This is a genomic window from Streptomyces sp. NPDC003032 (assembly GCF_053591415.1).
This window is the reverse complement of sequence record NZ_JBSFTT010000004.1, coordinates 295,785-318,197: the sequence shown is the minus strand read 5'-3', so window position 1 is coordinate 318,197 and position 22,413 is coordinate 295,785. Positions and strand designations below refer to the sequence as shown.

The following is a 22,413-nucleotide window of genomic DNA, read 5'->3' as shown; positions in this document are numbered from 1 at the left end:
AACGTAAGGCAACAAGAACCATCAGCGTCCGACGCGGCCACTCCCAGCACAAGGCACATGCAAGCCACGGAAGTCACCAGGTGCCTCACCGGCTTCCGTCCGCGTTCATGTGCTGTCTACCCGCACAACTCCCGCTCGGCCCGTACCGGATCATTGGGAAACCGGAAGGAAGTGAGCCCCACGGCACCCGTCAGATTCCGCCAGAACCGCCCGGCCGTCAGCGGCGCGCGCGTGGCCGCCCGCAGCTCGGCGAACGGCGCGCAGCGCAGGGCGCGGCGAGCGGCGTCGACGTGGTCGGGGTCGAGCCACGCGGGCGGGGCGCCGGCGGCGCCGCGCTCGGCGACGATCCACGCGTCCGGCAGCCGTTTGTCGTGCCCCACGCGGCCGTCGTCCAAGCTCTCCGAGTGGGCCGCCAGCGGATAGGCGAGCCCGATGGGGTCCAGCGCGGCGCCGGACAGCGGGACGGCGGCACCGCTGAACCCGAGCGTGTTGTAGACCCCCGTCACCCCCGGCCGCGCGGCCGCGACCGGCGTCCGGGCGAGGAGCAGCGTGGGCGCGCCGCCCCGCACCCGCTCCCGTACGAGACGTGCGTACGCCTTGTTGCCCGGGTGCCCCGCGAAGTCGTGGTGCAGGGGGTGGGGGTCGGCGTTCTGCCGCGCGTACACCCCGCGCTCGTCCGCGACGCCGACCGGCCCGACCTGGCCCTCGTACGGGACCCGCAGCACCGACGCGCACGCCACGGCCCACACCGCGACCCCGGCGGCGACGATCGTCCACGCGCGCGTGACGGGCACCAGGAAGACGGGCAGCAGCATCAGCAGCAGCCCCGGCAGGAACATCCGCCCGTGCATGAAGTCGCCGCCCACCTTGATGACGTAGACCCAGCACAGTGCCCCCGCGACGACGGGAGCGGCCACGACGACGCGCCCGCGCGCCCGCCCGGAGGCCGGGACGGCCATGACGACGCGCCCCTGCTCCCGCCGGGACGCCAGGACGGCCGCGACGACCATCAGCAGCGGGAGCCACAGGACGTACGGCCCGGTGAAGTCCCACAGGTAGTCGGCCCCCCGCCCCCACAGGCTCCGCGACGCCTCCTTGGTGACGCCCGGCAGCGGCACCAGATGCCCGTAGTACCCCATGCGGAAGATCTCGTACGAGATGGGGAGCGCCCCCGCGACACCGGCGCCCGCGAGCGCCCCGCGCCACGAGGGGCGCGCCACGGCCCACTGGGCGGCCAGAAAGACCACCGACACCAACGCGAGTTCCGGCCGCACGAGGGGACCGAGGCCCAGTACCGCGCAGGTGGGCAGGGTGCGGGGCCGAGCGACGAGCGCCAGCCAGGCGCCCGCGATCCAGCAGGTGGCGAGGCCCGTCTCCAGGCCGGACGTCGCGAAGTCCCAGACGGGCGGCAGCGCGAGCAGCACGAGGGCGCCACAGGGCAGCAGGAACCTGGCCCCGGCCCCGGCCCCGGCATCGCCATTGTCATCGCCATGGACGCGGAGTGCCGCGACTCCGGCGAGCGCGAAACCGGCGGCGGTCAGCAGCAGGCCGCCGTACATCGCCGCCGTGGCGATGTCGGAACCCGGCGCCCCGGCCGCCACGAGCAGCCACTGCCAGAGGGTTCCGGTGGACGACTCGGCCCGCTCCCCGGCGTTGAACACGGGCCCGTTCCCGGCCAGCACCTGGCGGACCGTCCGTACGTAGATGTGCCCGTCGTCGGACATCCACCGGCGCTGGAAGCCGGCGACGGCGATGACGAGGGCGGGCAGGAGGGCGACGCCCAGACGCGCGTGGCGCAGCCGGCGGCCGCGCCGGGTGTCGACGGGGGACGGGGACGTTGCTTCACGGACATCCGGGGAGTACGTAGACGTCATGCCCCTACATCGGCGTGGCTCCCTCGGGGCTTAAGTTCCGTGCCCCGCACCGACCCGGCACTCCCATCGACTCAGACCTCAGCAAACGCCTTGAGCGACCCTGCCACCTCCGGCTCGACAGAGGGATTGTATTTCTCCTACGCACAAGTAAGTTGACTCGATAGTAAGTACGCACCCACACCCACACCCACCCGCACACCACGGAAGCCGGGGAACCGTCATGGGCGTACGCAAGGATCTGCGAAGAGCACAGCGCCACAGCGACCTCGCCGAACGCGCCGAGGTCGAGCTGATCAGAGACGAACACGGCACCGTACGCGAGGCCCGCACCGCCCCCCTCGCGGCGAAGGCCACGGCGGGCAGCACCGCCGACATCCCGTTCACCAACGCCGCCGAGGCCCCCGACGCCGTGGTGCTGCGCCGCGAGCGGGGCGACCAGTGGCACCCGGTGACGGCGGCGGCCTTCGCGCGCGAAGTGACCGACACCGCCAAGGGGCTGATCGCGGCGGGCCTGGAGCCCGGCGGCCGCGTGGCACTGATGTCACGTACGCGCTACGAGTGGGCGGTCCTGGACTTCGCGATCTGGGCGGCCGGCGGCCAGACCGTGCCGATCTACGCGACGTCATCGGCGGAGCAGATCGAGTGGATCGTCCGGGACTCGGGCGCCCGCCTCCTGATCGCGGAGACGGCGGAGAACGCGCAGACGGCCGAGGAAGCTGTACGCACCCTCGACACCCCGCCACGGGTACGGCACATCGACGGCGGAGACGCGATGGCGGAACTGACGGACCTCGGCAGGGAGTTGACGGACGAGGAGGTGGCAAAGCGGCGCTCCGCGCTGACCCCGGACTCCATCGCGACCCTCTGCTACACCTCGGGCACGACGGGCCGCCCCAAGGGCTGCGTCCTCACACACGGCAACCTGCACGCGGAGGCCGCCAACACGGTCGACCTGCTGCACCCCGTCTTCAAGGAGATCACCGGACAGGTCGCCTCCACGCTCCTCTTCCTGCCGCTCGCCCACATCCTGGGCCGCACCCTGCAGATCGCCTGCATGCTCGCCCGCATAGAAATCGGCCACTGCCCGAGCATCAAGCCGGACGAACTCCGGCCACAACTGCGCTCCTTCAAGCCCACGTTCCTCGTCGGCGTGCCGTACCTCTTCGAGAAGATCCACGACACCGGGCGGGCGACCGCCGAGAAGATCGGCCGTGGCGCGTCGTTCGACCGGGCGGAGCGGATCGCGGTGCGGTTCGGCGAGACGTATCTGAACAAGTTCCTGAACCCGCGCGACCCCGGCCCCTCGCTCGGCCTCCGCCTCGGCTGGGCGCTGTACGAACTCCTCGTATACCGCCGTATCCGCAAGGAGGTCGGCGGCCGCCTGCGCTACGCGATCAGCGGCGGCTCACCCCTGGACCGCGACCTCAACCTCTTCTTCTACGCGGCCGGAATCATCATCTACGAGGGGTACGGCCTCACCGAGACCACGGCGGCCGCCACCATCACCCCACCGCTGAGGCCACGTCCCGGGACGGTCGGCCTGCCCGTGCCCGGCACGGCCGTGCGCATCGCGGACGACGGGGAGGTGCTGATCAAGGGCGGCATCGTCTTCGGCGGATACTGGAACGACCCGTCGGCGACGGACGCCGTGCTGAGCGACGAGTGGCTCGCCACCGGCGACCTCGGCGCGCTGGACGAGGACGGCTACCTCACCATCACCGGCCGCAAGAAGGACATCATCGTCACCTCCGGCGGCAAGAACGTCTCGCCGGCCGTCCTGGAGGACCGCCTGCGCAGCCGCGCGCCCGTCGGCCAGTGCATCGTCGTGGGGGACAACCGTCCGTACGTGGCCGCCCTCATCACCCTGGACCCGGAGGCCGTCGAACACTGGCTCACCGTGCGCAAACGTCCCAAGGACACACCGCTCGCGGAACTGGCCCACGACCCGGAGATGATCGCGGAGGTCCAAAGGGCGGTGGACCACGCCAACGCGGCTGTCTCCAGGGCGGAGTCCATCCGCGGCTTCGCCATCGTGGAGGGCGAGTTCACGGAGGACAACGGCCTCCTCACACCGTCCCTGAAGATCAAACGGAGCGCGGTGACGGCGGCGTACGGCCGGCAGATCGAGGCGCTGTACGGTCACGTACGGTCTTGAGCCCCTGCTCTCCACTGTGGGGACGTCCCCCTTCCGAAGCCGTCCCGGCAGGACATGAAGGCGCCTGTTCTTACGGTCGCTTCATCGCATGTGCCGTTGTGGCATCGACGACTGCGGCCCCTTGACGCAGCAAGGCCTCCCGCAGCGCATCCCGGTCCTCGTCATGGGCGGTCAGCAGCGCACGCTGCTGTTCGGCGACGTACGGCCAGGTGGCGAGGGCGATCAGGGTGAGGACGAGGTGGGCCGCCTCGCTGGGACCGGCCAGATCCAGGGCCTTGCTCAGTCGGCCGCACTTCTCCTTGTAGTGGGCGACCCGCGCCTCCCGGCTGGGAAAGTCCTGTCCTCCGTAGTAAAGCCCTTCCCAGGCGATGAGCCGCGCGAGCGAGGAGTCCCGGGCGTGGAAGTCGAAGATGTCGCCGACATAGCGGCGGCTCGCCTCAAGAGAGTCCGGGACGGGCACGTGGCGAGTCAGGTCCTCGTACGCATCGCTGATGACTGCGGAGAACAGACCCTCCTTGTTGGCGAAGTTCGCGTAGATGCGCTGCTTGTTGACGCCGGAGACGGTGGCGATGCGGTCGACGCGTGCGCCGGCGATGCCGTACCGGGCGAACTCGATCCGGGCCGCGTCCAGCAGCTTGCGGCGGGTAACTCGACTCTTTTCCGTACGCATGGGGTCCGATTATACAAAACTTCCAACCATCCAGTTAGTTCAAAAGAGAGCAAAGAACCAACTGGATGGTTGTGGCTGGGAACCGCCCTTCCTAACATGATCGACATCGCGAGGGTCGACGGCGCGACACGGTCACGTCTCTGAGCAGAGGCATGCCGAGCGGCGTTCGCGGTGGTCCAGTCATTGCATAAGGGGGGGTAGCTATGTCGGCAACGCCGCAGGTAGTCGTGGTCGTCGGGGACCGGTTCGCCGGGTTCGCCGTTCAGGAGGGTGTGGCCACGGTGTCGCAGTTCCTCGCGGGACTGCACTCCGGTGAGTACGGGGCGAGATCCGGCCACGCGGTGGTACGTGCCGGTCAGGGAGTAGGTGACTTTGAGTGGCAGCTTGTGTGCGAGCAGGTCCGCGCACACAAGCTGGAGGACCGAGTGCGGCCCGTGCGCCCACAGTCCCAGCTCGCTTCCCGTACGGAGTGCCACAAGCGGAGCGAGCCCAACGCGCTGATAGCCGAGCTGCGGCGCGTGGACGAGGAACTGTTCGAGGCGTCGCTGCGCCTGCACAACGACAACGAGCTGCTACTCGACCACCAGACCGGGCAGCACGTGCAAGGCATGGTTGCCGTCGAGGCGGCGCGGCAGATGTTCCTCTCGGTCAGCGAGCGCTTCTTCGCCTCGGCGCACCCCGAGCGCCGGTACTACTACGTCATCGAATCCATGAACACGGACTTCGAGAACTTCCTGTTCCCGGTGGACGCGCGGATCGAGTACCGGGTGGAGGCCGCGAACGTGAGCGACCCCGAGCGGCTGTCGTTCGTGGCAGAGATCAGCCTGCTGCAGGCCGGCCGCCGGGCCTCGGTCACCCGCGTCGTCTTCAGCGCTTTCGACGAGCGGGCGCTCAAGCCGAGGGAGCACCGCCGCGCGGTGCACACCGTCGCACACACCGTCACAAACGCCATGGCGGAGATGCGGGAACCCGCCGGTGTCTGAGCCCACGAGCACCGCCGATCCGGCCGTCGCGTTCTTCGACGTCGACGAGACCCTGATCGCGGGCAAGAGCATGTTCCGGTTCCTGGCCTTCTACCTGGAGGCCAAGGGCGAGGAACCGGCCACCTACCGGCAACTGTCCGGAGAACTCTTCGGCATGGCCGCCATGGGAGCCACGCGCGAGGACATCAACCGCGCCTACTACCGTCTGTACGCCGGGGAGTCGGAACGCCGACTGGCTCGTCTGGGAGCGCAGTGGTTCGTCCGGGAGAGCCGGGACGAGGCTTTCTGGCTGTCGGCGTCCGTCGCGGAACACGCCCGGCTGCGGCGGCGGGGCGTGGAGACGGTCCTGGTCTCCGGGTCCTTCTTCGCCTGTCTCGACCCGATCGCGGAGAAGTTGGGCGTGAGCGACGTCCTGGGCGCCCCGGTCGTCGTGCGCGACGGGCGGCTGACCGGTGAGATCACCGAGCCCATGATCGGAAACGGCAAGGCTCGTGCCGCTCGCGACTGGCTGGCCCGGCGGGGTGTCGCGCCCGAGCACTGCGCGGCGTACGGGGACCACGTAAGCGATCTGCCGCTGCTGGAGACCATGGGCGTGGCGGTCGTGGTCGGCGACGACCCGCAGATGATGCGGCTTGCCGAGCAGCGGGGCTGGCCCCGGCTGCCGGGCGTGCCCGCCACGGTCTGAACCCGCCGGGCCCGCCGGCACCCCGGGCTTCCCGACATCCCTTCACCCGTTCACTCACTCATTCCTTGGAGGAACTCTTCATGGCCGCTTCACTGATCGTCACGTCCGAGCTGTCCGTCAAGCCGGACCGGGTCGACGAGGCCGTCGCCGCGTGGCTCCGCCTGCACGCGGACAGCCCAGCACCGGACGGAGCCCTGTACCGAGGGCTGGACGGCACCTCGCTGCTGGAGTTCACGCCGCTGTCCGCCCTCACCGAGATCGAGGCACTGCGCCCGGACTGGCAGCAGCAGTTCGAGGAGCTTGCTCCGTTCGCGGAGGGTGACTTCTCGCGTGAGCTGCTCGAGTTCGTCGAGGCCCCGAAGCCGACGGACCTGGTGCTGCCCGGGACCCGCTACGTGCAGATGAGGCACGTCGAGGTGAAGCCCGCCCAGTACCAGGCGTACCGGGCCTGGCGCGACGAGACCATCTACGACGTGGTGCGAGGCCACGACGACGTGGAGGTTTTCTTGGCCTACCACTCCGTCCTGAGCAGTGCGCCGGGCGTCATGTTCGTCTCCGGCTTCAACTGCTCGCCCGAGCAGTACAACACCGCGTTCACCTCGCCCCGCTACCAGGAGATCGTCCAGCAGGCCGGTGACCGGTACATCACCGGCGGGGACCGCGGCCTGTACACGAAGTTCTACGAGCGGGTGGAGCAGTGACCGCCAGCCGTTCCTACGACCTGAGCGTCACCACGCAAGGGCCGGCATATCCGCCCAGCGAAGTGATGGACGAGAACGGCGACTTCGTCGTCATCGGCCGCCTCAACACGCCGTCCGGGCCGCGCTGGGGACGCGCCGTGGTCTCCGCCGCGAGCCCGGTGCCGCCGCTCGGCGAGGACCTGCCGTACACGATCGTGCGGGAACTGCCGGAGGACCCCGACGAGCGCGACCGGCAGATGGAGCTGTACACGTTGCCGCTGCCGCTGCCGTGCAACAACTACCCCATGCTGTTCGCGCCGGAGCAGCGTCCGGACGCCCACGAGGTCGAGCGCCCGAGCCACCCGCTGCATCGGGCGCCCATCCCGGACCTGCGGGAGGCCGACGGTCCCCGGCTGAGGGACCCGATCACTCTGGAGCAGTGGGTCAAAGCGCGGGGCCAGCTCGACGTCACGGTGGCGCCTGACCGGCGCGGCGCTCGCTTCACCTTCGCGTTCACCGGGCTGATCCCCGACAGCGTGTACACGGTGATGTCGCTGCGCGAACACGACCTGGACCCCGCCGGCCCCACCCGCCCCGGCCCGCTGGGCGTGCCGAACGCCTTCTACAGCGACGAGCACGGGATGGGGCATTACCAGGCCACCCTGCCCAACCCGTTCCCCGCGTCCGGGACTCCCGGCGCGAACCGGGTGATCAACGTGGTGGTGCTGTGGATGAGCTATCAGCAGAACTACGGCGGAGCCATCGGCCACTTCGGCCTGGGCGGCGACATCCACGCCCAGCTCAAGCTCCGTGGACCACACTTCAGCGAGTTCACCACCCGCGACTGACACGGGCCGCGCCCGCACGGGCCGCGCCCGACACAGCGTGGCCCCCCGAGCCGAGCCCGGCGCCCGCGACGGTCATCCGCCCGGACCGCGGGCTCACGGGCGAGACCGCGGCGGTGATACCCCCGCGCCCCCCTCTCTGTACACGAAGGAATTCGTCATGCCTGAACTGACCGGCCGCACAGCCCTGATCACCGGAGCCGACCGCGGCATCGGACTCGCCCTGGCCCGCCGCCTCGGCGCGGAAGGCGCCAACCTCGTCCTGCACTCCAATAACGCCGAAGGCCTGCGCGAGAGCGTCCAGCGCGAGAAGTGGCCCGAAGAGCGCGTGCATACCAGCGTCCTGGACGTGGCCGACGCGGACGCCGTGGAACAGTCGGTGGCCGATGCCGCCGAACGCTTCGGCGGCATCGACTACCTGCTCAACGTCGCCGGCATCGTGCACTTCGGCGGCATCGAGGAGTGCACGGTCGAGGAGTGGCAGCAGACACTGGGGATCAATCTGACCGGCTACTTCCTCATGGCTCGCAGCGTGCTCCCGCACATGCGCGAGGCGGGCTCCGGCGTCATCGTCAACATGTCCTCCATCTGGGGACGACGCCCCGCCCCCGGCACCCTCGCCTACTCCGTGTCGAAGTACGGCGTCGAGGGCCTGACCAAGTGCCTCGCCGAAGAGGCCCGCCCCTGGGGTGTCAAGGTCTCGAGTCTCGTCCTGGACAAGGTGGACACCAACTTCCGCGACGACATGGCCGCTCACGTCTCGTACGACGGCGAGCAGCGGGAGCGGATGCTGTCCGCCGAGGACGTGGCCGACGCCACCTGGGCCATCCTCACCAGCTCGTCCCGCGCCCACCCCTCCTCGATCGAGCTGGACGCCTGGCGCTGGGTCTGACCCCACATCCGTTCCCCCGACAGCCGACAGACGGAGCACCACCCACCATGTCCCCATCCAAGACCCTCACCGGAGCCGCAGGCGGCCTGGCCACCGCGCTCGCCTGGGGCGGCATGTTCGCCGTCGCCCAGTCCGCGTACCACCACCTCGACCCCTTCCACCTCACGGCCGCCCGCTTCACGCTCGGTGCCGTGATCTTCCTGACGCTACTCGCTCTCAAGGAGGGCGTCGCTGCCTTTCGTTATGAGGGCAACCTGGCCAAGCTGTGGGTCCTGGGCACGGTCGGCTTCGCCGGTTTCAACCTGCTCACCTATGTCGGCCTGCAATCGATGCCCGCGCAGAGCTCCTCCCTGGTCGTGGCCACCATGCCACTCGTCACCGTGATAGTGCTGTGGATCAGGACCGGGAAGGCACCCGCGCCCCTCGCGCTCGCCTTCGTCGTCTTCGCCCTGATCGGCCTGACCATTGTGCTCGGCAACGGCAACCCGCTCACCGTGTTCTCCGGCGGCCTGGGCACCGGCGGACTGCTCACCCTCATCGGTGTGATCTGCTGGGTCATCTACACCACCAGCGCCTCCCAGTTCCCGGCCTGGTCTCCCCTGCGCTACACCGCGCTGAGCTGCCTGCCCGGAACAATCAGCATCCTGGTCGTCACCGCCGTCAGCCAGGCGGCCGGATGGACCGACAGCTTCGGCGTCACGGACTACACGGCCGCTTGGTGGCAGATCCTCTACGTTGCCGTGCCCGCCACTGCCGTGGCGATCCTGACCTGGAACATCGCCAACAGGAACCTCGGACCGGCCAATGGGGTGCTGTTCATCAACCTCGTCCCCGTCACCGCGTTCGTCGTCTCCGCCTTCCAGGGCCACACCCCCACCGGCGCCGAACTGACCGGCATCGTCCTCGTCATGGTCGCCCTCCTCGGAGCCAACATCGCCAGCCGCCGGCACGCCGCCCGCGCCCTCACCGCCGCTGTCGGCGAACGCACCGGGACGGCTCCGGCCCCGGCCCCGGCGACCCCCGGCCGCTGACACTCCCCGGTACGCCCGCGGGGCGGCGCCCGCCGTTCGCACCGCCCCGCGGCGCTCAGCCCTGCCCGCGGCCCTCCCCTTCGTACGATCAGGAGTGACCCTCCATGGACACGCGCCGCCTGGGCACCGACGGCCCGCTGGTCTCCGCACTCGGACTGGGCTGCATGGGCATGTCCGCCTACACAATGAGCGCCTCCTCGGCAGCGCCCTCGTCGCCCACCGCGACCGGATCACCCTGGACGAACTCTCCGCCGACGACTACCGCCACCACGACCCGCGCTTCCAGGGCGACAACCTCGACCACAATCTCGCCCTGGTCCATCACGTACGCGCGCTCGCCGACCAACTCCAGGCCGCCCCGCCTCAAACCGCACTCGCACCAAGCGCCACACCCACCTGCGTGAGAACGCCGCCGCCACCGGCCTCCACCTCACCGACGAGCAGCTCGACATGCTCACCCGGGCCGTTCCCCGCGGCGCCGTCCACGGCCGACGCTACGGCGAGCAGGCCCTCCGGCTCCTCAACACCTGACACCCGTCTCCGGACAGAAGGCGACGACCATGTCCTGCTCCACCTCGCCCTGTACGTCCGACACCTGGTACACCCAGGGCGGACCGCTCGAAGTTCCCCCTGCCGCGCCGCGCCGCCACGGCATCCTCGGAACCGGTTCCTACCTGCCCTCCCGCACTGTCGGCAACAGCGAGATCGCCACGCGCACCGGCGTCACCGAAGAGTGGATCCTGCGCAAGACCGGCATCCGCACCCGCCGCTACGCCGCCGACCACGAGGCCACCTCAGACCTCGCGGCCCACGCCGCCCGCGCTGCCCTCGCGGACGCCGGCATACGCGCCGGACAGCTTTCCTACATCGTGGTCGCCACCTCGACTCCCGACCACCCGCAGCCTGCCACCGCCGCGATCGTCCAGAAGCTCATCGGTGCCGATGACGCCGCCGCGTTCGACGTCAACGCCGTGTGCACCGGCTTCCTCTTCGCCCTCAACGCGGCCTACCGTATGGTGCCCGACGACGGATACGGCCTCGTCATCGGCGCCGACATCTACTCACGCATCATCAACCCCACCGATCGCCGTACCGCCGTGCTCTTCGGCGATGGAGCCGGCGCTGTCGTCGTCGGCCCCGTAGAGGTACCGGGGGGTCTGCTCGGCACCAACCTGCGCACCTTCGGCAATCTGCACCGCACCATCGAGGTGCCCGTCGGTGGAAGCCGGCTGCCCGCCCGTCACCACGGACCGAACGACCCGGCCCACTTCTTCGCCATGCAGGGCCGCGCCGTACGCGACTTCGTCGCCGAGCAACTACCCGTGGCCGTGAAGGAGATCCTCCAGAGCACCGGCACCCGTCCCGACGACGTCCGCCACTTCGTCCCGCACCAGGCGAACGGGCAGATGCTCCAGGAGATCGCTCCCACACTCGGCCTCGACAATGCCATGCACCACCTCGTCGTCGAGGACACCGCCAACACGGGTGCCGCGTCCGTGCCCCTCACCCTCGACCTTGTCCACCGCCAAGGCGAGCTGAAGAGCGGCGACAGCGTCCTGTTGTGTGCTTTCGGCGGCGGCATGTCCATCGGTGCGACCTTGCTCCGCTGGTCGCCATGACCGCCGGTGGTGACCAGTGGCAGCACGAGGACAAGGACGAGGAGGAGGGGTCCGCGAGCCTGGACCAGGTGCTGCGCGCCCTGGGCGATCCCGTGCGCCTCACCGCCGTACGAGCCCTGGCCCTGGCCGGCCGGCCATTGCCGTGCCGAGCCCTGGGTCTGCCCGTCAGCAAGTCCACGATCACCCACCACCTGCGTGTCCTCAGCCAGGCCGGAATCATCACGCGGCAGCGCAGCAGCTCCATGGTGCTCAACCGGCTCAGCCGGGAAGACCTCGAAAGGGACTTCCCCGGTCTGATCGATCTGCTCCTCACCCGGTGGCCGACGCCGACGCCGACGCCGCGAGAGGGAACAATCCTCATCGAGGAAATCAATAGCAGGGATTCCATGTCCCACATCAGGTAAGTCGTCGGCCCAGCCTTGATTCCTTTAGGAAGGTTTACAGTCGTGCGTGACCTCAGTAAAGTGGCAGAAGAGTATTCTGAGCAAGGCTTCGCCATTATCAGGGACGTCATCCCGATGGATCTCATTGAGGAAGCCCGCTCTCACATAGCGTGGCTCACGGAGAAGTATCCGGATGTGCGGCCCGAACACCTGCACCACCCCCTGATTCGCAACGACGCCTTCTGGGTCCGGCTCATCACGGACCCACGATTGACGGACATCGCCGAGTACTTCCTCGGCCCGGATATCGCGTGCTTCACAGCGCACTACATTTGCAAGCCGCCCTTCGACGGCCAGCCGGTGCTGTGGCATCAGGACGGCGCGTACTGGAAGCTCGAGCCGATGCAGGCACTCACCGTGTGGCTGGCCGTGGACCGGAGTACAACCGAAAACGGCTGCCTCCGCATGGTCCCTGGTAGCCACCGCCTGCCACTCCACACTCCCTCGCTCCGTAACGATACGCCGAACATGCTGTCCTCGATGTCCGACGAAAACATCGTGAGCGAATGGGTGGAAAAGCACGGCATCGTCGATATCGAACTCAACCCCGGTGACATCTCGATCCACCATCCCCACCTGCTGCACTGCTCCGAAGCGAACACGTCTCCCATGCGTCGCTGCGGGCTCGACATCGGATACATCTCGACCTCGACGCGCATCAGTAGCGACGGCCTTTACCTTGACCCCGTACTGGTGCGCGGTGAGCCGGTCGAAGGCGTGAACAACTACCGACCGCTTCCTCGGTACACGCCCGGGGAGACCATCCCCTTCGCGGGACATGAGGAGTGGAACGAGCGGATCGATACGCACGGAGGCGTCGCCCCGACTGCCGCTCGTACCGGCGAGGAGACGCCGATCGAGGTCACCCAGCGGATGATCACGCGACTGCGGGAGGGATCGGTCGCGCGGTGACCCCATGCGGGTCCGCCGGAGGTGCCGGCGGACCCGCATCGATTCCCGGCGAACATGCTCGATGTTTTTCAAATAAGTCCGGGGGCCGGTCGGGCATCGTGACGATGCCTGCCCTGAGAAATTCACGAAACTCCCTCTGGCGTCGTCGAGGTCCGAGGAAGAGGTCGAGACCGGATTCAAGCCGGTGCACGACACCGGATCGTCGGAGTAGCCGCCGTCGGAGGCGGAAGAACGGAGTGTTCACATGGAGCAGCGTCACCAGTGGTACGCCGTACGCAATGCGGAGGACCAGTACTCGGTCTGGCGTGACCACCTGCCCGTCCCGGCGGGCTGGGAGCCCGTCCACCAGGCCGGCACGAAAGAGGCATGCCTGGAGTACATCGCCCGGACCTGGACTGACATCCGACCCGCCAGTTCCCGCTGACGTCCTTAACGGCGTCGACCATGCCTTCGGACGAGAGACGAGCATGAACACAGAGATCGCAGAGCCCACACCGAACGTGGCGCACGCGGAGATCCGGACCCTCCCCGCTTCCAGTGGCCAAGAGAGGCTCTGGCTGACCGCCGAGGCCGACGGGACCACCGCTCCCTACGCGGCCCCATTTGGTTACCACGTCGCCGCGCGGCTGACCGCCACCCGGCTCGAAGAAGCGATGGAGTACCTGACCGCACGACACGATGCCCTGCGCACCGGCTTGTTCTGGACGGGCGATGGATTGGTGCAGCAGGTGCACGCGACCGTGCGACCTGACGTGAGAGAGCTTTCCTGCGCCAGCACGGAGGAGTTCGTCGAGGCGCTGCGATCGGCGGCGGAAGAGCCGTTCGATCTGTCCCAGCCTCCCCTGGTCCGCGCGCTTCACGCCGAGATCGCGCCGGACGAGACCGTGTTCGGGTTCGTCTTCCACCACTCCATCTGCGACTCCTGGTCCCTGGAACTCTTTCTCAGAGACCTGACGTCGGTGCTCGACGGTGGCATTCCGGACACCGCGCCCGGCGACCACGCCGCATGGTCCCTGGATGAGCGGAGTTGGCTGGGGACCGCAGAGGCGGAGCGGGACCGCGCCTACTGGCGGGAGCGGCTCAAGGACGGTGCGGCTCCCCTGCGGCTGGGCCGCCACGATCGGAACCCGACGCGCCGTGGGGCGGCGCACCGTTTCGAGGTGCCGGCTGCGGTGGTGAACCGGCTGGTGAAGCAGACCGCCGCGTCCCCGTTCTCGATCACGCTGGCCGCGTTCGGGGTGCTCCTGCATCGATACTCGCTCAACGAGCGGGTCAGCATCGGTCTTCCGCTCGCCGGGCGCGGCACAGCCGACGCCGAGCGCACCTTCGGCTATCTGAGCAACACCGTCGTGGTCCTGGAGGAGTACACAGAGGGCACCACCTTCCGTACCGCGGTGGCCTCGGCCTTCCAGCACGTGGCGGACGGCCTCGAACACGGAAGGCTGCCCTTCCAGGAACTGGTGCAACTCTCCGGGGTGCGCCAGGAAGGCGCTGTCCCGCTCTACCAGGCGATGTTCGGACCACAGAACACGCCGGTCGAGACCACGCCCACGATCGGCGGTCGCCCGCTGACGCGGCTCGCGGTACACAACGGGACCGCGAAGTGCGAACTGACGCTCCTGGTCGAACGGGTGGCTGACCGGTTCGACTTCGAGCTGGAGTACGACACGGCCCTGTTCGACCCCGCCTGGGCGGAACGGCTTGCCGCCGCCTACGTACAGCTGGTCACGGCAGCCTCGCAGGACCCGGACACGCCAGTGGACGAGCTACCGCTGCTTACGGCGGAGGAGATGGCAGCGGCCTTCGCCGAACGAGTCGACGCCGACAGCTACCTGGACGAGGAACCGGTGCACGTCGACATCGAGGCGCAGGCACGCCGTACCCCTGACGCCATCGCCGTCCGCTGGGCCGGGGGCCGGCTGACGTACCGGCAGCTCGACCAGAGGGCGAACGCGCTCGCGGCGCGGATCACGCGGTCCGGCATCGCGCCCGGCAGCCGGATCGGCATCAGGCTCGACCGGGGGCCGGACCTGATCTCCGCGGTACTCGGGACCCTGAAGGCCGGCGCGGCCTTCGTGCCACTCGACCCGAAGTTCCCGGTCGCGCGCGTCCAGGCGATCTGCGCGGACGCCGCCGTGTCCGCCATCGTGGCCGATGCGTCCGAAGCGGCGGAGCTGGCCGCCGTCGCGCCCGTACTGGTGCCGGACGACGACGCGACGGAGACCGCCCCCGGCGCGCGGGTGCGTCCGGACGATCTGGCGTGCATCTACTACACCTCCGGCTCCACGGGCACTCCGAAGGGTGTGGTCATTTCCCACCGCGGCATGGGCTCGCGTATGGCGTACTTCAGGGATGCCTACCCGGTGAGGGCGGGTGAAGCGGCTCTGTTCAAAACCCCGCTGGTCTTCGACATCTCCGTCTGGGAGTTCCTCCTGCCGTTGTTCGCGGGCGGGGAGGTACTGGTTGCCGAACCGGGGCGGGAAGCCGATCCCGACTACCTCAGCTCAGTGCTCCGCACTGAACCCGTCGTGCTGGTGCACTTCGTGCCCGTCGCGCTGGAGACGTATCTGGGAGCGGCCGAAGTCGCTGCCTACCCCCGGCTGCGCTGGGTCATCGCGAGCGGCGAGGCGGTGTCGACGAGCCTGCTGCGGCGTGCACAGGACCACTTCGGTGCTCCCGTGCACATCCAGTACGGACAGACCGAGACAGCCGAGGTCACCGTCTGGGACGGCTCCGACGATCAAAGTCCGGCAGCGGCGACGTTGCTGGGACGCGAGGTCGGCGTCTACTCGATGCGAGTCGTCGACCGCGCGCTCCAGCCGGTACCCACGGACGTGCCGGGTGAGCTCTGCGTCAGCGGTCCGGGCGGCGTCGCCTGGGGGTACCAGAACCGGCCGACTGTCACCGCCGAACGGTTCGTGCCCCATCCCGGCAACCCCGGCGAGCGTCTCTACCGGTCAGGAGACGTGGTTCGGCGGCTCGACTCCGGCCTCTTCGAGTTCCTGGGCCGAGTGGACCACCAGATCAAGATCCAGGGTTGCCGCGTCGAGCCCGGTGAGATCGAGAACGTGCTCTGCGCGCATCCGGCCGTCACGGGTTGCGTGGTGCTGGCCCGGAAGTCCTCGGACGGGAACGTCCAGCTCATCGCCTACGTCGTCGCCGGTGACAGCACGCCGTCTCCGAGCGACCTGGCCGACTTCGCCAGGCAGCGCCTGCCTTGGTACATGGTCCCGGGAGCCTTCGTCGTGCTGCCGGACTTTCCGCGCACGACGAGCGGGAAGATCGCGCGGGAGAGCCTTCCTGAACCGGACCGACAGGCATTCTCGCTGGAAGCCGGGATTGAGGGACCGATTGGCCCGGTGGAAACGGAGATCGCGGCCGAGTGGTCGCGTGTGCTCGGTGTCCATGAGATCGGCCGCCACGACGACTTCTTCGCGGTCGGCGGGACCTCACTCAGTCTGGTGCGGGTACTCGGGGCTGTCGGAAAGCGCTTCGGGATCACGATGCGGGCAAGCCGGTTCAGCACTCGTCCTACCATCGCGGCGCTCGCGGAGGCCGTCCGGGACGGCATCGAAACACTGGTGAGCGACCTCACCGAGGAGGAAACGCTCCACATGCTGGAGGCGTTGCGCGCTCATGACTGAGATACCCGTACGACGCAGGGAACTTGTCGAGCTGCTGCTGCGGGGCCACGGCACGCAACAGGGAACCGCGACACAGCCCGTGGCCTCGGCCCGGCTCAGTCGTACCCAGCAGCGGCTCTGGTTTCTCGAGCAGCGGTATCCCGGTACCGCGCAGAACAACATCGCGTTCCGGCTCGACTTCGATGACGCGCCGGACCGGGCGGAGCTGCAACGTGTGCTGGCCCGGCTTCAGGAAGTGCATCAGGCGCTTCGGCTGAGGGTGGTCGGCTCGCCGGATACCCCGGTGCAGGAGGTGACCGCTTCCCGCACGGTGCCTCTGGACTGGCACGACCTGACGAGCCATGCGCCTGCGCCGGCCCAGGAGCGCGCCGACGAGCTTACGGCGGCCGCCGCCCGCCGTCCCCTCGACCTGAGCAACCCCCCGTTGTACCGAGCTACGGCGATCATGCTGCCGGACACGGGGTGGCGGCTGGTCCTGGTCTTCCACCATCTCGTCGTCGACGGCTGGTCGGTCGGCGTTCTGTTCGAGGACCTGGCCCGCCTGCTTTCCGGTAAGGAGGTGGAGGAGCCGGTCATGAATTTCGTGGACTGGGTGGCCCAGCACGATGACGAGACCGCTCCGGACTGGGTGCGCGACTACTGGGCAGCCCAGTTCGCGGACTCCCCAGCCGCCAGCACGCTCGCCTTGCGTGAGGGGGCCGGCGACGATCCCGCTCTGTGCGGAGGGCTGATTCCCTTCGACATCGACGCGGACCTTGCCGACGCCCTGCGCTCGCTCGCCCGGCAACTCGGTGTGACCCTGTACGCCGTGTGCCTGGCCGCCTTCAAGGTGGTGCTGCGCCGGTTCGCCGACTCCTCGGCGGTGGTGGTCGGGTCCCCGGCCGCGGGCAGGGAGGACCCGGTGCTCGACCGGGTCGTCGGCTTCTTCGTACGGACGCTCGCGCTGCGCACCGACATCGCGCTGGACGACACCTTCGCCGACGTGGCGCGCCGTGTGCACCAGGTGGCCATCGAAGCCCTGGACCACCAGCCGATGCCATTCGACGAACTGGTGGCGCTGACGGGGTCGAGCGGCTTCGAGTCCTCCAATCCGTTGTTCCGGACGATGTTCGCCTATCAGGGCGCCACAGCGGAGGCGCCTGAGTGGAACGGCCGGTTGCGCGGCATGCAGGACCTCGACAGTGGGACCGCCAAGTTCGACCTGACATTCGCTCTTACCGAGCACGCGGACGCCATTGCAGGGTGCGTGGAATGGGCGGAGCGCGGAACGGACGAGCTCGCGGCCAAGGGCGCGTTGGAAGCCTTCCTGGCGATACTTCGGCTGGTCGTCCGGCAACCAGAGGCTCGGGTGGATGCGATCCCGCTTGCGGAGCCCCCCGTGGAGGAACAGCGAGCGCGGCCGGGGCGCGTCGGCACGGAGCATCTCAGCCTGGCAGACGGACTGTTCCGTCAGGCTGACCTGACGCCGCGGGCCGTAGCGCTGATCGACGAGCACGGCGGCACCCTGGATTACGACGAACTCGCCGACCGGGTGGCCCGCACCGCGGTGCAGCTGCGCCGACGCGGCCTGCGGCCCGGTGACCGGGTGGCCCTCCTCCTGGAGCGGTCGGTCGATCTCGTCGTCGGCGTCCATGCCGTCACCGCGGCGGGCTGCGGCTACGTCCCGATCGACCCGACATCCCCACCGGCCCGCATCGCCGAGCTCCTCGCAGCGGCTGACGTCGCGCTGGTGCTGTGCCACGAGCCGACCCGGGCGCTGCTGCAGGACGGCCCCTGGGGGACTCTGGACGCCGCCGTCAGTCGGAGCGCCTCGGTTCCGGCGTTCCGACGCACCACGCCCGCCCATGCCGGCGACTCCGCCTATCTCCTGTTCACCTCCGGCTCGACAGGCCGGCCGAAGCTGGTCGCCTTCCCGAGTGACGCCTCGCAGGCATTCCTCGACTGGATGCAGAGCCGGATGCCCCTGGGCGCGGACGACCGGGTGCTGCTGAAGACGCCGTATGGCTTCGACGTCTCGGTCTGGGAGCTCTTCTGGCCGTTGCAGCACGGAGCGTCGCTCGTCGTGGCGGAGCCGACCGGGCACGCCGACCCGGCCTACCTCGCCGCACTGATCCAGCGCGAGGGAGTGACCGTGGCCAATTTCGTTCCGTCGGTCCTGGAGTACTTCCTGGATCAGCCGGAGGCGGGGGAATGCACCACACTCAGGTACCTGCTCTCGGCCGGAGAGGCACTTACTCCCTCGCTGCGGGACCGTGTCCTCAACCGACTCCCGGCCACCCTGGTCAACCTGTACGGCCCCACCGAGACGAACGCGGTGACCGCCTACACCTGTGTGCGGGGCCGCGACGCCCAGACCGTTCCCATTGGTGCGGCGCTGCCTCACACGAGGCTGCACGTCCTCGACGAGAACCTGCGCCCGGTCCCGCCCGGCCTTCGGGGAGAGCTGTACATCGGCGGTGAACTGGGGACCGCGATCGGCTACTGGGGACAGCCTGCCCTGACGGCGGAGCGCTTCCTGCCCGACCCGTTCAGCGCCAAGCCGGGGCGCCGCCTGTATCGGACTGGCGATGCCGCACGGCAGCTGCCCGACGGTGGCTACGAGTACCTGGGTCGGCTGGACCGCCAAATGAAGTTGCACGGAGTGCGCATCGAGCCGGCGGAAATCGAGGAGGCTCTCACCCTGTATCCGTCGATCACGTCAGCCAGGGTGCTCGTGCTCGGCCAGGACGAGGCAGCGGAGCTGGTCGCCTTCTACATACCGGACCATGGCACCACGGTTGGCTCCGACGCGCTGCGCAGCTGGGCCGCGACGAGACTGCCGCGGCAGTTGGTTCCCCGTACGCTGCTGTCGTTGCCACGGCTGCCGCTGAACACCAACGGCAAGACGGACACGTACGCGCTGACGGCGATCTGGCGAAACCACCATGCCGAGCAGCGCAGCAGCACGGTCGGCGTCGAAGGCGACCCGGTCGAGCAGGAGATCCATGCCGCCTTCGAAGAAGTGCTGGGACACGAACTCTCCGACAGGGAGTCGACCTTCTTCGCGCTGGGCGGCAACTCGCTGCTGCTGCTGAGGCTGGCCGTCGTGGTGGAAAGACGCACTGGCTTCCGACCGGACATCGCGGACCTGGCTCGCCGTCCAACGGTTGCACTCCTGGCCGAACTGGTTCGCTCGCGCTCGACCTCGGACGATCTGCTCGTCCCACTGGCAGGCGCCTCGGATGCGCCGAAGCTGCTCCTGCTGCCTCCCGCGTCCGGTTCGGCACTGGCCTACGTCTCGCTGAGCCGGGAGCTCGCGTCCGCGTTCTCCGTCCTGGGCTTCAACGCCCCCGGCCTTGTCGGAACGCCGCCACGGACGGTGCCCGGCTTCGTCGCAGAGCTGTTGCCGTCAGTGGAGCGCCTGGCCGCAGAAGAGCCGGTGGTCCTCGCCGGCTGGTCCTTCGGCGGGATCCTGGCGTACGAGTTGGGCGTGGCCCTCGGCCTCCGCGGCATCCAGCCGACAGCCGTGGTCATGTTCGACAGCTGGGTGCCTGCGCCGGGCGGTGAACTGCCATCGGACGACGCGGACGGTCTCACCATCCTGCGCGCGCACGGCCTCATCCCTGACCAGCTCCCCGCACCGGATCTCCAGGCGCTGACAACCATGGTCGCCGCGACGAGCAAAGCGTTCAGCAGCTATCGACCCAGCAGGGGGGCGAGCTTCCCGGTCCATCTCATCCGGGCGGGCCACGGCTATCCCGGAATCGTCGACAGCGGATATGACGACCGCCGCGGCTGGGCCGACGTCGCTCCGCGGCTGCGGGTCAGTGAGGTGGCGGCCGACCACTTCGAGCTGCTGGCCCCGGCCACTGTCCACGAACTGGCCAAGCAGTTGTGTGCAGCGACCACACACGCCCTGCTCGGTGACAACCCGAATACAGAAGGAGACTCACGATGAGTTCAGCAAAGGAAGCGCTTCACAACGACGGCGTCGTACTGCTCAGAATGGGCGAGTACCCCTACTCGCCGGAGGAGATCGACGAGCTGGTCACGCTCTGCCAGAAGCTGCCGCACCCGGAGGGTATCGGGGAGGAGAACCGGCTCGGCGTCGGACGGATCCTCGTCGATCCCGTTGACGTCGGCCGAGGAGAGCGTGGCTACGAGCCCGCGAAGGTCGAAGCACCCGAGACCGCACAGATGATCCTGGGCATCGTGGCCTCGGAGAGGGCAATGGCGTTCTGGGCCGACTGTTTCGGACTCGAAGAGGCGACGATGCGCCGGGCGCAGACCAACTTCCTCTACGAGGGCGACGAGGTCGGCTTCCACAACGATCACGAGGCGAACCCGGAGTATCGGATCAGCATCGTGATCGGCCTGACCGACGACTACACCGGTGGCGACTTCGTCGCCCAAATCGCCCCGGAGGACCAGCGTCGCTTCCGCGTAAACCGCGGGGACATCCTGGTGGCCAAGCCAGAGCTCCAGCACGCCGTGAGCATGGTGGAGTCCGGCAAGCGGATGTCCTTGGTCCTCTTCATGTCCTGAGCCCGCGTGTCCCCCGTTTCCACGCTTCAGCGTTGGCCGACCGGCCCGGTCCCTGGGACGGCCCCTTACGAGAAACTACAAGAGGGAGATTTTAGGCCATGCGCACTTATCGCGAACTCTTCCGAACGCCGGAATTCACACCACTCTTCCTGACAACTTCCGGGCAGGTGGCCGCCCAGACGGTAAGTGGGCTGGCCTTGAGCACGCTGATGTACAAAGCGACCGGCTCACCACTGCTCTCCGCTCTTGCCATGTTCGGTCCCTCCCTCGCCCAGGTGATCGGTGCGACAACCTTGCTGTCGGGAGCCGATCGCCTGCCACCGCCACCGCGCGCCGCGCTGACCGGCATGGCCCTGATCTTCGGCCTCAGCACCGCCGCCCAAGCCATTCCGGGCCTGCCCGTGTGGACCGTCTTCGCCATCCTCCTGGGCCAGGGAATGATCGCCTCGCTGGGCGGCGGGGTGAGCTTCGGACTGCTCAACGAAATCCTCCCGAGCGACGGATACGTGCTTGGACGCTCGATGTTCAGCATGTCCAGCGGCATCATGCAGATCTGCGGGTTCGCCTTCGGCGGCGTGCTGACGGCGACCCTGTCACCGCGCCGTGCGCTCCTCATTGGTGCCGGCCTCTACCTCATTGCCGCAGTCGTCACACGGTCCGGCCTCAGTCACCGGCCGCCGCGCACCGCCGGGCTGCCGTCAGCCACCGAGACCTGGCGGAACAACGCGCGACTGTGGTCTTCCAAGCCGCGCCGTTACGTCTACCTCGCTTTCTGGGTGCCCAGCGGACTGATCGTCGGCTGCGAGTCCCTCTACGTCGCCTACTCACCGCGCTACGCGGGGCTTCTCTTCGCCTGCGGCGCACTCGGCATGCTGTTCGGCGACATCCTGACGGGTCGGTACCTCCCCCAGCGGTACAGGGCGCGGCTCGGCGTACCGCTGCTGCTGCTGCTTGCCGCTCCCTACCTGATCTTCGTGCTGCGTCCGGCACTGCCCTTTGCCATGGCGGCCGTCGTGTTCGCCACAGTCGGGTACTCGGCCAACTGGGTTCTTCAAGAGCGTCTGTTGGCCATGACGCCCGCGGAGTTGAGCGGGCAGGCACTGGGGCTGCACTTCTCCGGGATGCGCACCATGCAGGGCGTCGGAGCCGCCCTCGCAGGTGCCGTGGCTCAGTACACCTCGCCTTCGACGGCGATGGCAGTGATCTCGGCAGCCGCCGTCGTCGTCACGCTGGTCCTGGTGCCGGGGCTGCGGCCCGATCACCGCCGGAACTCGCCCGACGGAGCCGACCCGGCTGTGGTACCCGAGCAGCTGCGGGAGGGAGCCGCGTAGCGCCAGTGAGGTCGGGACGGCAGCGCCGGCGCTCCGGTAACGGTGCCCGCCAAGGTGAAGGAGCCGCCCGTCATCGCAGGGGCCTCGATGCAGAAGCGACCGGGCCGAGCCGCCTCGCGGATGGT

Annotated in this window: 19 protein-coding genes; 15 read left to right on the top strand and 4 right to left on the bottom strand. The window is 68.8% G+C overall.

What is annotated here, in order from left to right; genetic code table 11:
- Nucleotides 1–116 precede the first annotated feature (116 nt).
- Nucleotides 117–1,874, bottom strand: a complete 1,758-nt coding sequence (locus ACWDZ7_RS08055; RefSeq protein ID WP_451795801.1) for a hypothetical protein — start codon at nucleotides 1,872–1,874, stop codon at nucleotides 117–119.
- A 220-nt stretch (nucleotides 1,875–2,094) separates the two neighbouring features.
- Between ACWDZ7_RS08055 and ACWDZ7_RS08050 the strand changes: the two genes are divergently transcribed.
- Complete coding sequence (locus ACWDZ7_RS08050; RefSeq protein WP_451795799.1) at nucleotides 2,095–4,029, top strand: AMP-dependent synthetase/ligase; 1,935 nt, start codon at nucleotides 2,095–2,097, stop codon at nucleotides 4,027–4,029.
- Between the two features lie 70 nt (nucleotides 4,030–4,099).
- On the opposite strand, the gene ACWDZ7_RS08045 is transcribed toward ACWDZ7_RS08050, so the two are convergent.
- Nucleotides 4,100–4,699, bottom strand: coding sequence for a TetR/AcrR family transcriptional regulator (locus tag ACWDZ7_RS08045; protein WP_451795796.1), 600 nt, complete (start codon nucleotides 4,697–4,699; stop codon nucleotides 4,100–4,102).
- Between the two features lie 203 nt (nucleotides 4,700–4,902).
- Between ACWDZ7_RS08045 and ACWDZ7_RS08040 the strand changes: the two genes are divergently transcribed.
- The 6 genes from ACWDZ7_RS08040 (at nucleotide 4,903) to ACWDZ7_RS08015 (ending at nucleotide 9,815) form a co-directional block, all read left to right on the top strand.
- The gene (locus ACWDZ7_RS08040; RefSeq protein ID WP_451795795.1) at nucleotides 4,903–5,682 is read left to right on the top strand and encodes an AfsA-related hotdog domain-containing protein; all 780 of its coding nucleotides are present in this window, start codon (nucleotides 4,903–4,905) and stop codon (nucleotides 5,680–5,682) included.
- Entirely contained in the window at nucleotides 5,675–6,367 is a 693-nt protein-coding gene (locus tag ACWDZ7_RS08035; protein WP_451795794.1) for an HAD family hydrolase, read from the top strand. The genes ACWDZ7_RS08040 and ACWDZ7_RS08035 overlap by 8 nt, the downstream gene beginning before the upstream one ends.
- An 80-nt stretch (nucleotides 6,368–6,447) precedes the next feature.
- Nucleotides 6,448–7,068, top strand: coding sequence for a hypothetical protein (locus ACWDZ7_RS08030; protein WP_451795792.1), 621 nt, complete (start codon nucleotides 6,448–6,450; stop codon nucleotides 7,066–7,068).
- Complete coding sequence (locus tag ACWDZ7_RS08025; RefSeq protein ID WP_451795790.1) at nucleotides 7,065–7,895, top strand: hypothetical protein; 831 nt, start codon at nucleotides 7,065–7,067, stop codon at nucleotides 7,893–7,895. The genes ACWDZ7_RS08030 and ACWDZ7_RS08025 overlap by 4 nt, the downstream gene beginning before the upstream one ends.
- A 157-nt stretch (nucleotides 7,896–8,052) precedes the next feature.
- Nucleotides 8,053–8,784, top strand: coding sequence for an SDR family NAD(P)-dependent oxidoreductase (locus ACWDZ7_RS08020; RefSeq protein ID WP_451795788.1), 732 nt, complete (start codon nucleotides 8,053–8,055; stop codon nucleotides 8,782–8,784).
- Between the two features lie 47 nt (nucleotides 8,785–8,831).
- Nucleotides 8,832–9,815: a DMT family transporter gene (locus tag ACWDZ7_RS08015; RefSeq protein ID WP_451795786.1), complete on the top strand. Its 984-nt coding sequence runs from the start codon at nucleotides 8,832–8,834 to the stop codon at nucleotides 9,813–9,815.
- Between the two features lie 178 nt (nucleotides 9,816–9,993).
- On the opposite strand, the gene ACWDZ7_RS08010 is transcribed toward ACWDZ7_RS08015, so the two are convergent.
- The gene (locus ACWDZ7_RS08010) at nucleotides 9,994–10,161 is read right to left on the bottom strand and encodes a hypothetical protein (protein WP_451795936.1); all 168 of its coding nucleotides are present in this window, start codon (nucleotides 10,159–10,161) and stop codon (nucleotides 9,994–9,996) included.
- 17 nt (nucleotides 10,162–10,178) lie between these two features.
- Nucleotides 10,179–10,349 (bottom strand): hypothetical protein, encoded by a 171-nt coding sequence (locus ACWDZ7_RS08005; protein ID WP_451795935.1) that lies wholly within the window; start codon nucleotides 10,347–10,349, stop codon nucleotides 10,179–10,181.
- Between the two features lie 26 nt (nucleotides 10,350–10,375).
- Here ACWDZ7_RS08005 and ACWDZ7_RS08000 point away from each other — a divergent pair, with 26 nt between their 5' ends.
- From ACWDZ7_RS08000 to ACWDZ7_RS07965, 8 genes are all read left to right on the top strand, one after another.
- Nucleotides 10,376–11,434 (top strand): 3-oxoacyl-ACP synthase III family protein, encoded by a 1,059-nt coding sequence (locus ACWDZ7_RS08000; RefSeq protein WP_451795784.1) that lies wholly within the window; start codon nucleotides 10,376–10,378, stop codon nucleotides 11,432–11,434.
- Nucleotides 11,431–11,838: an ArsR/SmtB family transcription factor gene (locus ACWDZ7_RS07995; protein WP_451795782.1), complete on the top strand. Its 408-nt coding sequence runs from the start codon at nucleotides 11,431–11,433 to the stop codon at nucleotides 11,836–11,838. Before ACWDZ7_RS08000 ends, ACWDZ7_RS07995 begins: the two co-directional genes overlap by 4 nt.
- 42 nt (nucleotides 11,839–11,880) lie before the next feature.
- A complete protein-coding gene (locus tag ACWDZ7_RS07990; RefSeq protein WP_451795780.1) occupies nucleotides 11,881–12,789 on the top strand; it encodes a phytanoyl-CoA dioxygenase family protein in 909 nt (302 codons plus the stop codon).
- Between the two features lie 244 nt (nucleotides 12,790–13,033).
- Nucleotides 13,034–13,213, top strand: a complete 180-nt coding sequence (locus ACWDZ7_RS07985; RefSeq protein ID WP_451795778.1) for an MbtH family protein — start codon at nucleotides 13,034–13,036, stop codon at nucleotides 13,211–13,213.
- Between the two features lie 43 nt (nucleotides 13,214–13,256).
- Nucleotides 13,257–16,433, top strand: coding sequence for a non-ribosomal peptide synthetase (locus tag ACWDZ7_RS07980; protein ID WP_451795776.1), 3,177 nt, complete (start codon nucleotides 13,257–13,259; stop codon nucleotides 16,431–16,433).
- Nucleotides 16,426–20,370, top strand: coding sequence for a non-ribosomal peptide synthetase (locus ACWDZ7_RS07975; protein WP_451795774.1), 3,945 nt, complete (start codon nucleotides 16,426–16,428; stop codon nucleotides 20,368–20,370). Before ACWDZ7_RS07980 ends, ACWDZ7_RS07975 begins: the two co-directional genes overlap by 8 nt.
- Nucleotides 20,367–20,957, top strand: a complete 591-nt coding sequence (locus tag ACWDZ7_RS07970) for a hypothetical protein (RefSeq protein ID WP_451795772.1) — start codon at nucleotides 20,367–20,369, stop codon at nucleotides 20,955–20,957. Before ACWDZ7_RS07975 ends, ACWDZ7_RS07970 begins: the two co-directional genes overlap by 4 nt.
- Nucleotides 20,958–21,055: 98 nt before the next feature.
- A complete protein-coding gene (locus ACWDZ7_RS07965) occupies nucleotides 21,056–22,288 on the top strand; it encodes an MFS transporter (RefSeq protein ID WP_451795770.1) in 1,233 nt (410 codons plus the stop codon).
- The last annotated feature ends 125 nt before the right edge of the window (nucleotides 22,289–22,413 follow it).

What these genes read in the sequence shown, in the direction of transcription:
- ACWDZ7_RS07965 (WP_451795770.1), top strand. Translation starts at nt 21,056, where the DNA reads ATGCGCACTTATCGCGAACTCTTCCGAACGCCGGAATTCACACCACTC.
- ACWDZ7_RS08045 (WP_451795796.1), bottom strand. Translation starts at nt 4,699, where the DNA reads ATGCGTACGGAAAAGAGTCGAGTTACCCGCCGCAAGCTGCTGGACGCG.
- ACWDZ7_RS07970 (WP_451795772.1), top strand. Translation starts at nt 20,367, where the DNA reads ATGAGTTCAGCAAAGGAAGCGCTTCACAACGACGGCGTCGTACTGCTC.
- ACWDZ7_RS07995 (WP_451795782.1), top strand. Translation starts at nt 11,431, where the DNA reads ATGACCGCCGGTGGTGACCAGTGGCAGCACGAGGACAAGGACGAGGAG.
- ACWDZ7_RS08000 (WP_451795784.1), top strand. Translation starts at nt 10,376, where the DNA reads ATGTCCTGCTCCACCTCGCCCTGTACGTCCGACACCTGGTACACCCAG.
- ACWDZ7_RS08020 (WP_451795788.1), top strand. Translation starts at nt 8,053, where the DNA reads ATGCCTGAACTGACCGGCCGCACAGCCCTGATCACCGGAGCCGACCGC.
- ACWDZ7_RS07985 (WP_451795778.1), top strand. Translation starts at nt 13,034, where the DNA reads ATGGAGCAGCGTCACCAGTGGTACGCCGTACGCAATGCGGAGGACCAG.
- ACWDZ7_RS07980 (WP_451795776.1), top strand. Translation starts at nt 13,257, where the DNA reads ATGAACACAGAGATCGCAGAGCCCACACCGAACGTGGCGCACGCGGAG.
- ACWDZ7_RS08055 (WP_451795801.1), bottom strand. Translation starts at nt 1,874, where the DNA reads ATGACGTCTACGTACTCCCCGGATGTCCGTGAAGCAACGTCCCCGTCC.
- ACWDZ7_RS08015 (WP_451795786.1), top strand. Translation starts at nt 8,832, where the DNA reads ATGTCCCCATCCAAGACCCTCACCGGAGCCGCAGGCGGCCTGGCCACC.
- ACWDZ7_RS08030 (WP_451795792.1), top strand. Translation starts at nt 6,448, where the DNA reads ATGGCCGCTTCACTGATCGTCACGTCCGAGCTGTCCGTCAAGCCGGAC.
- ACWDZ7_RS08040 (WP_451795795.1), top strand. Translation starts at nt 4,903, where the DNA reads ATGTCGGCAACGCCGCAGGTAGTCGTGGTCGTCGGGGACCGGTTCGCC.
- ACWDZ7_RS07975 (WP_451795774.1), top strand. Translation starts at nt 16,426, where the DNA reads ATGACTGAGATACCCGTACGACGCAGGGAACTTGTCGAGCTGCTGCTG.
- ACWDZ7_RS08050 (WP_451795799.1), top strand. Translation starts at nt 2,095, where the DNA reads ATGGGCGTACGCAAGGATCTGCGAAGAGCACAGCGCCACAGCGACCTC.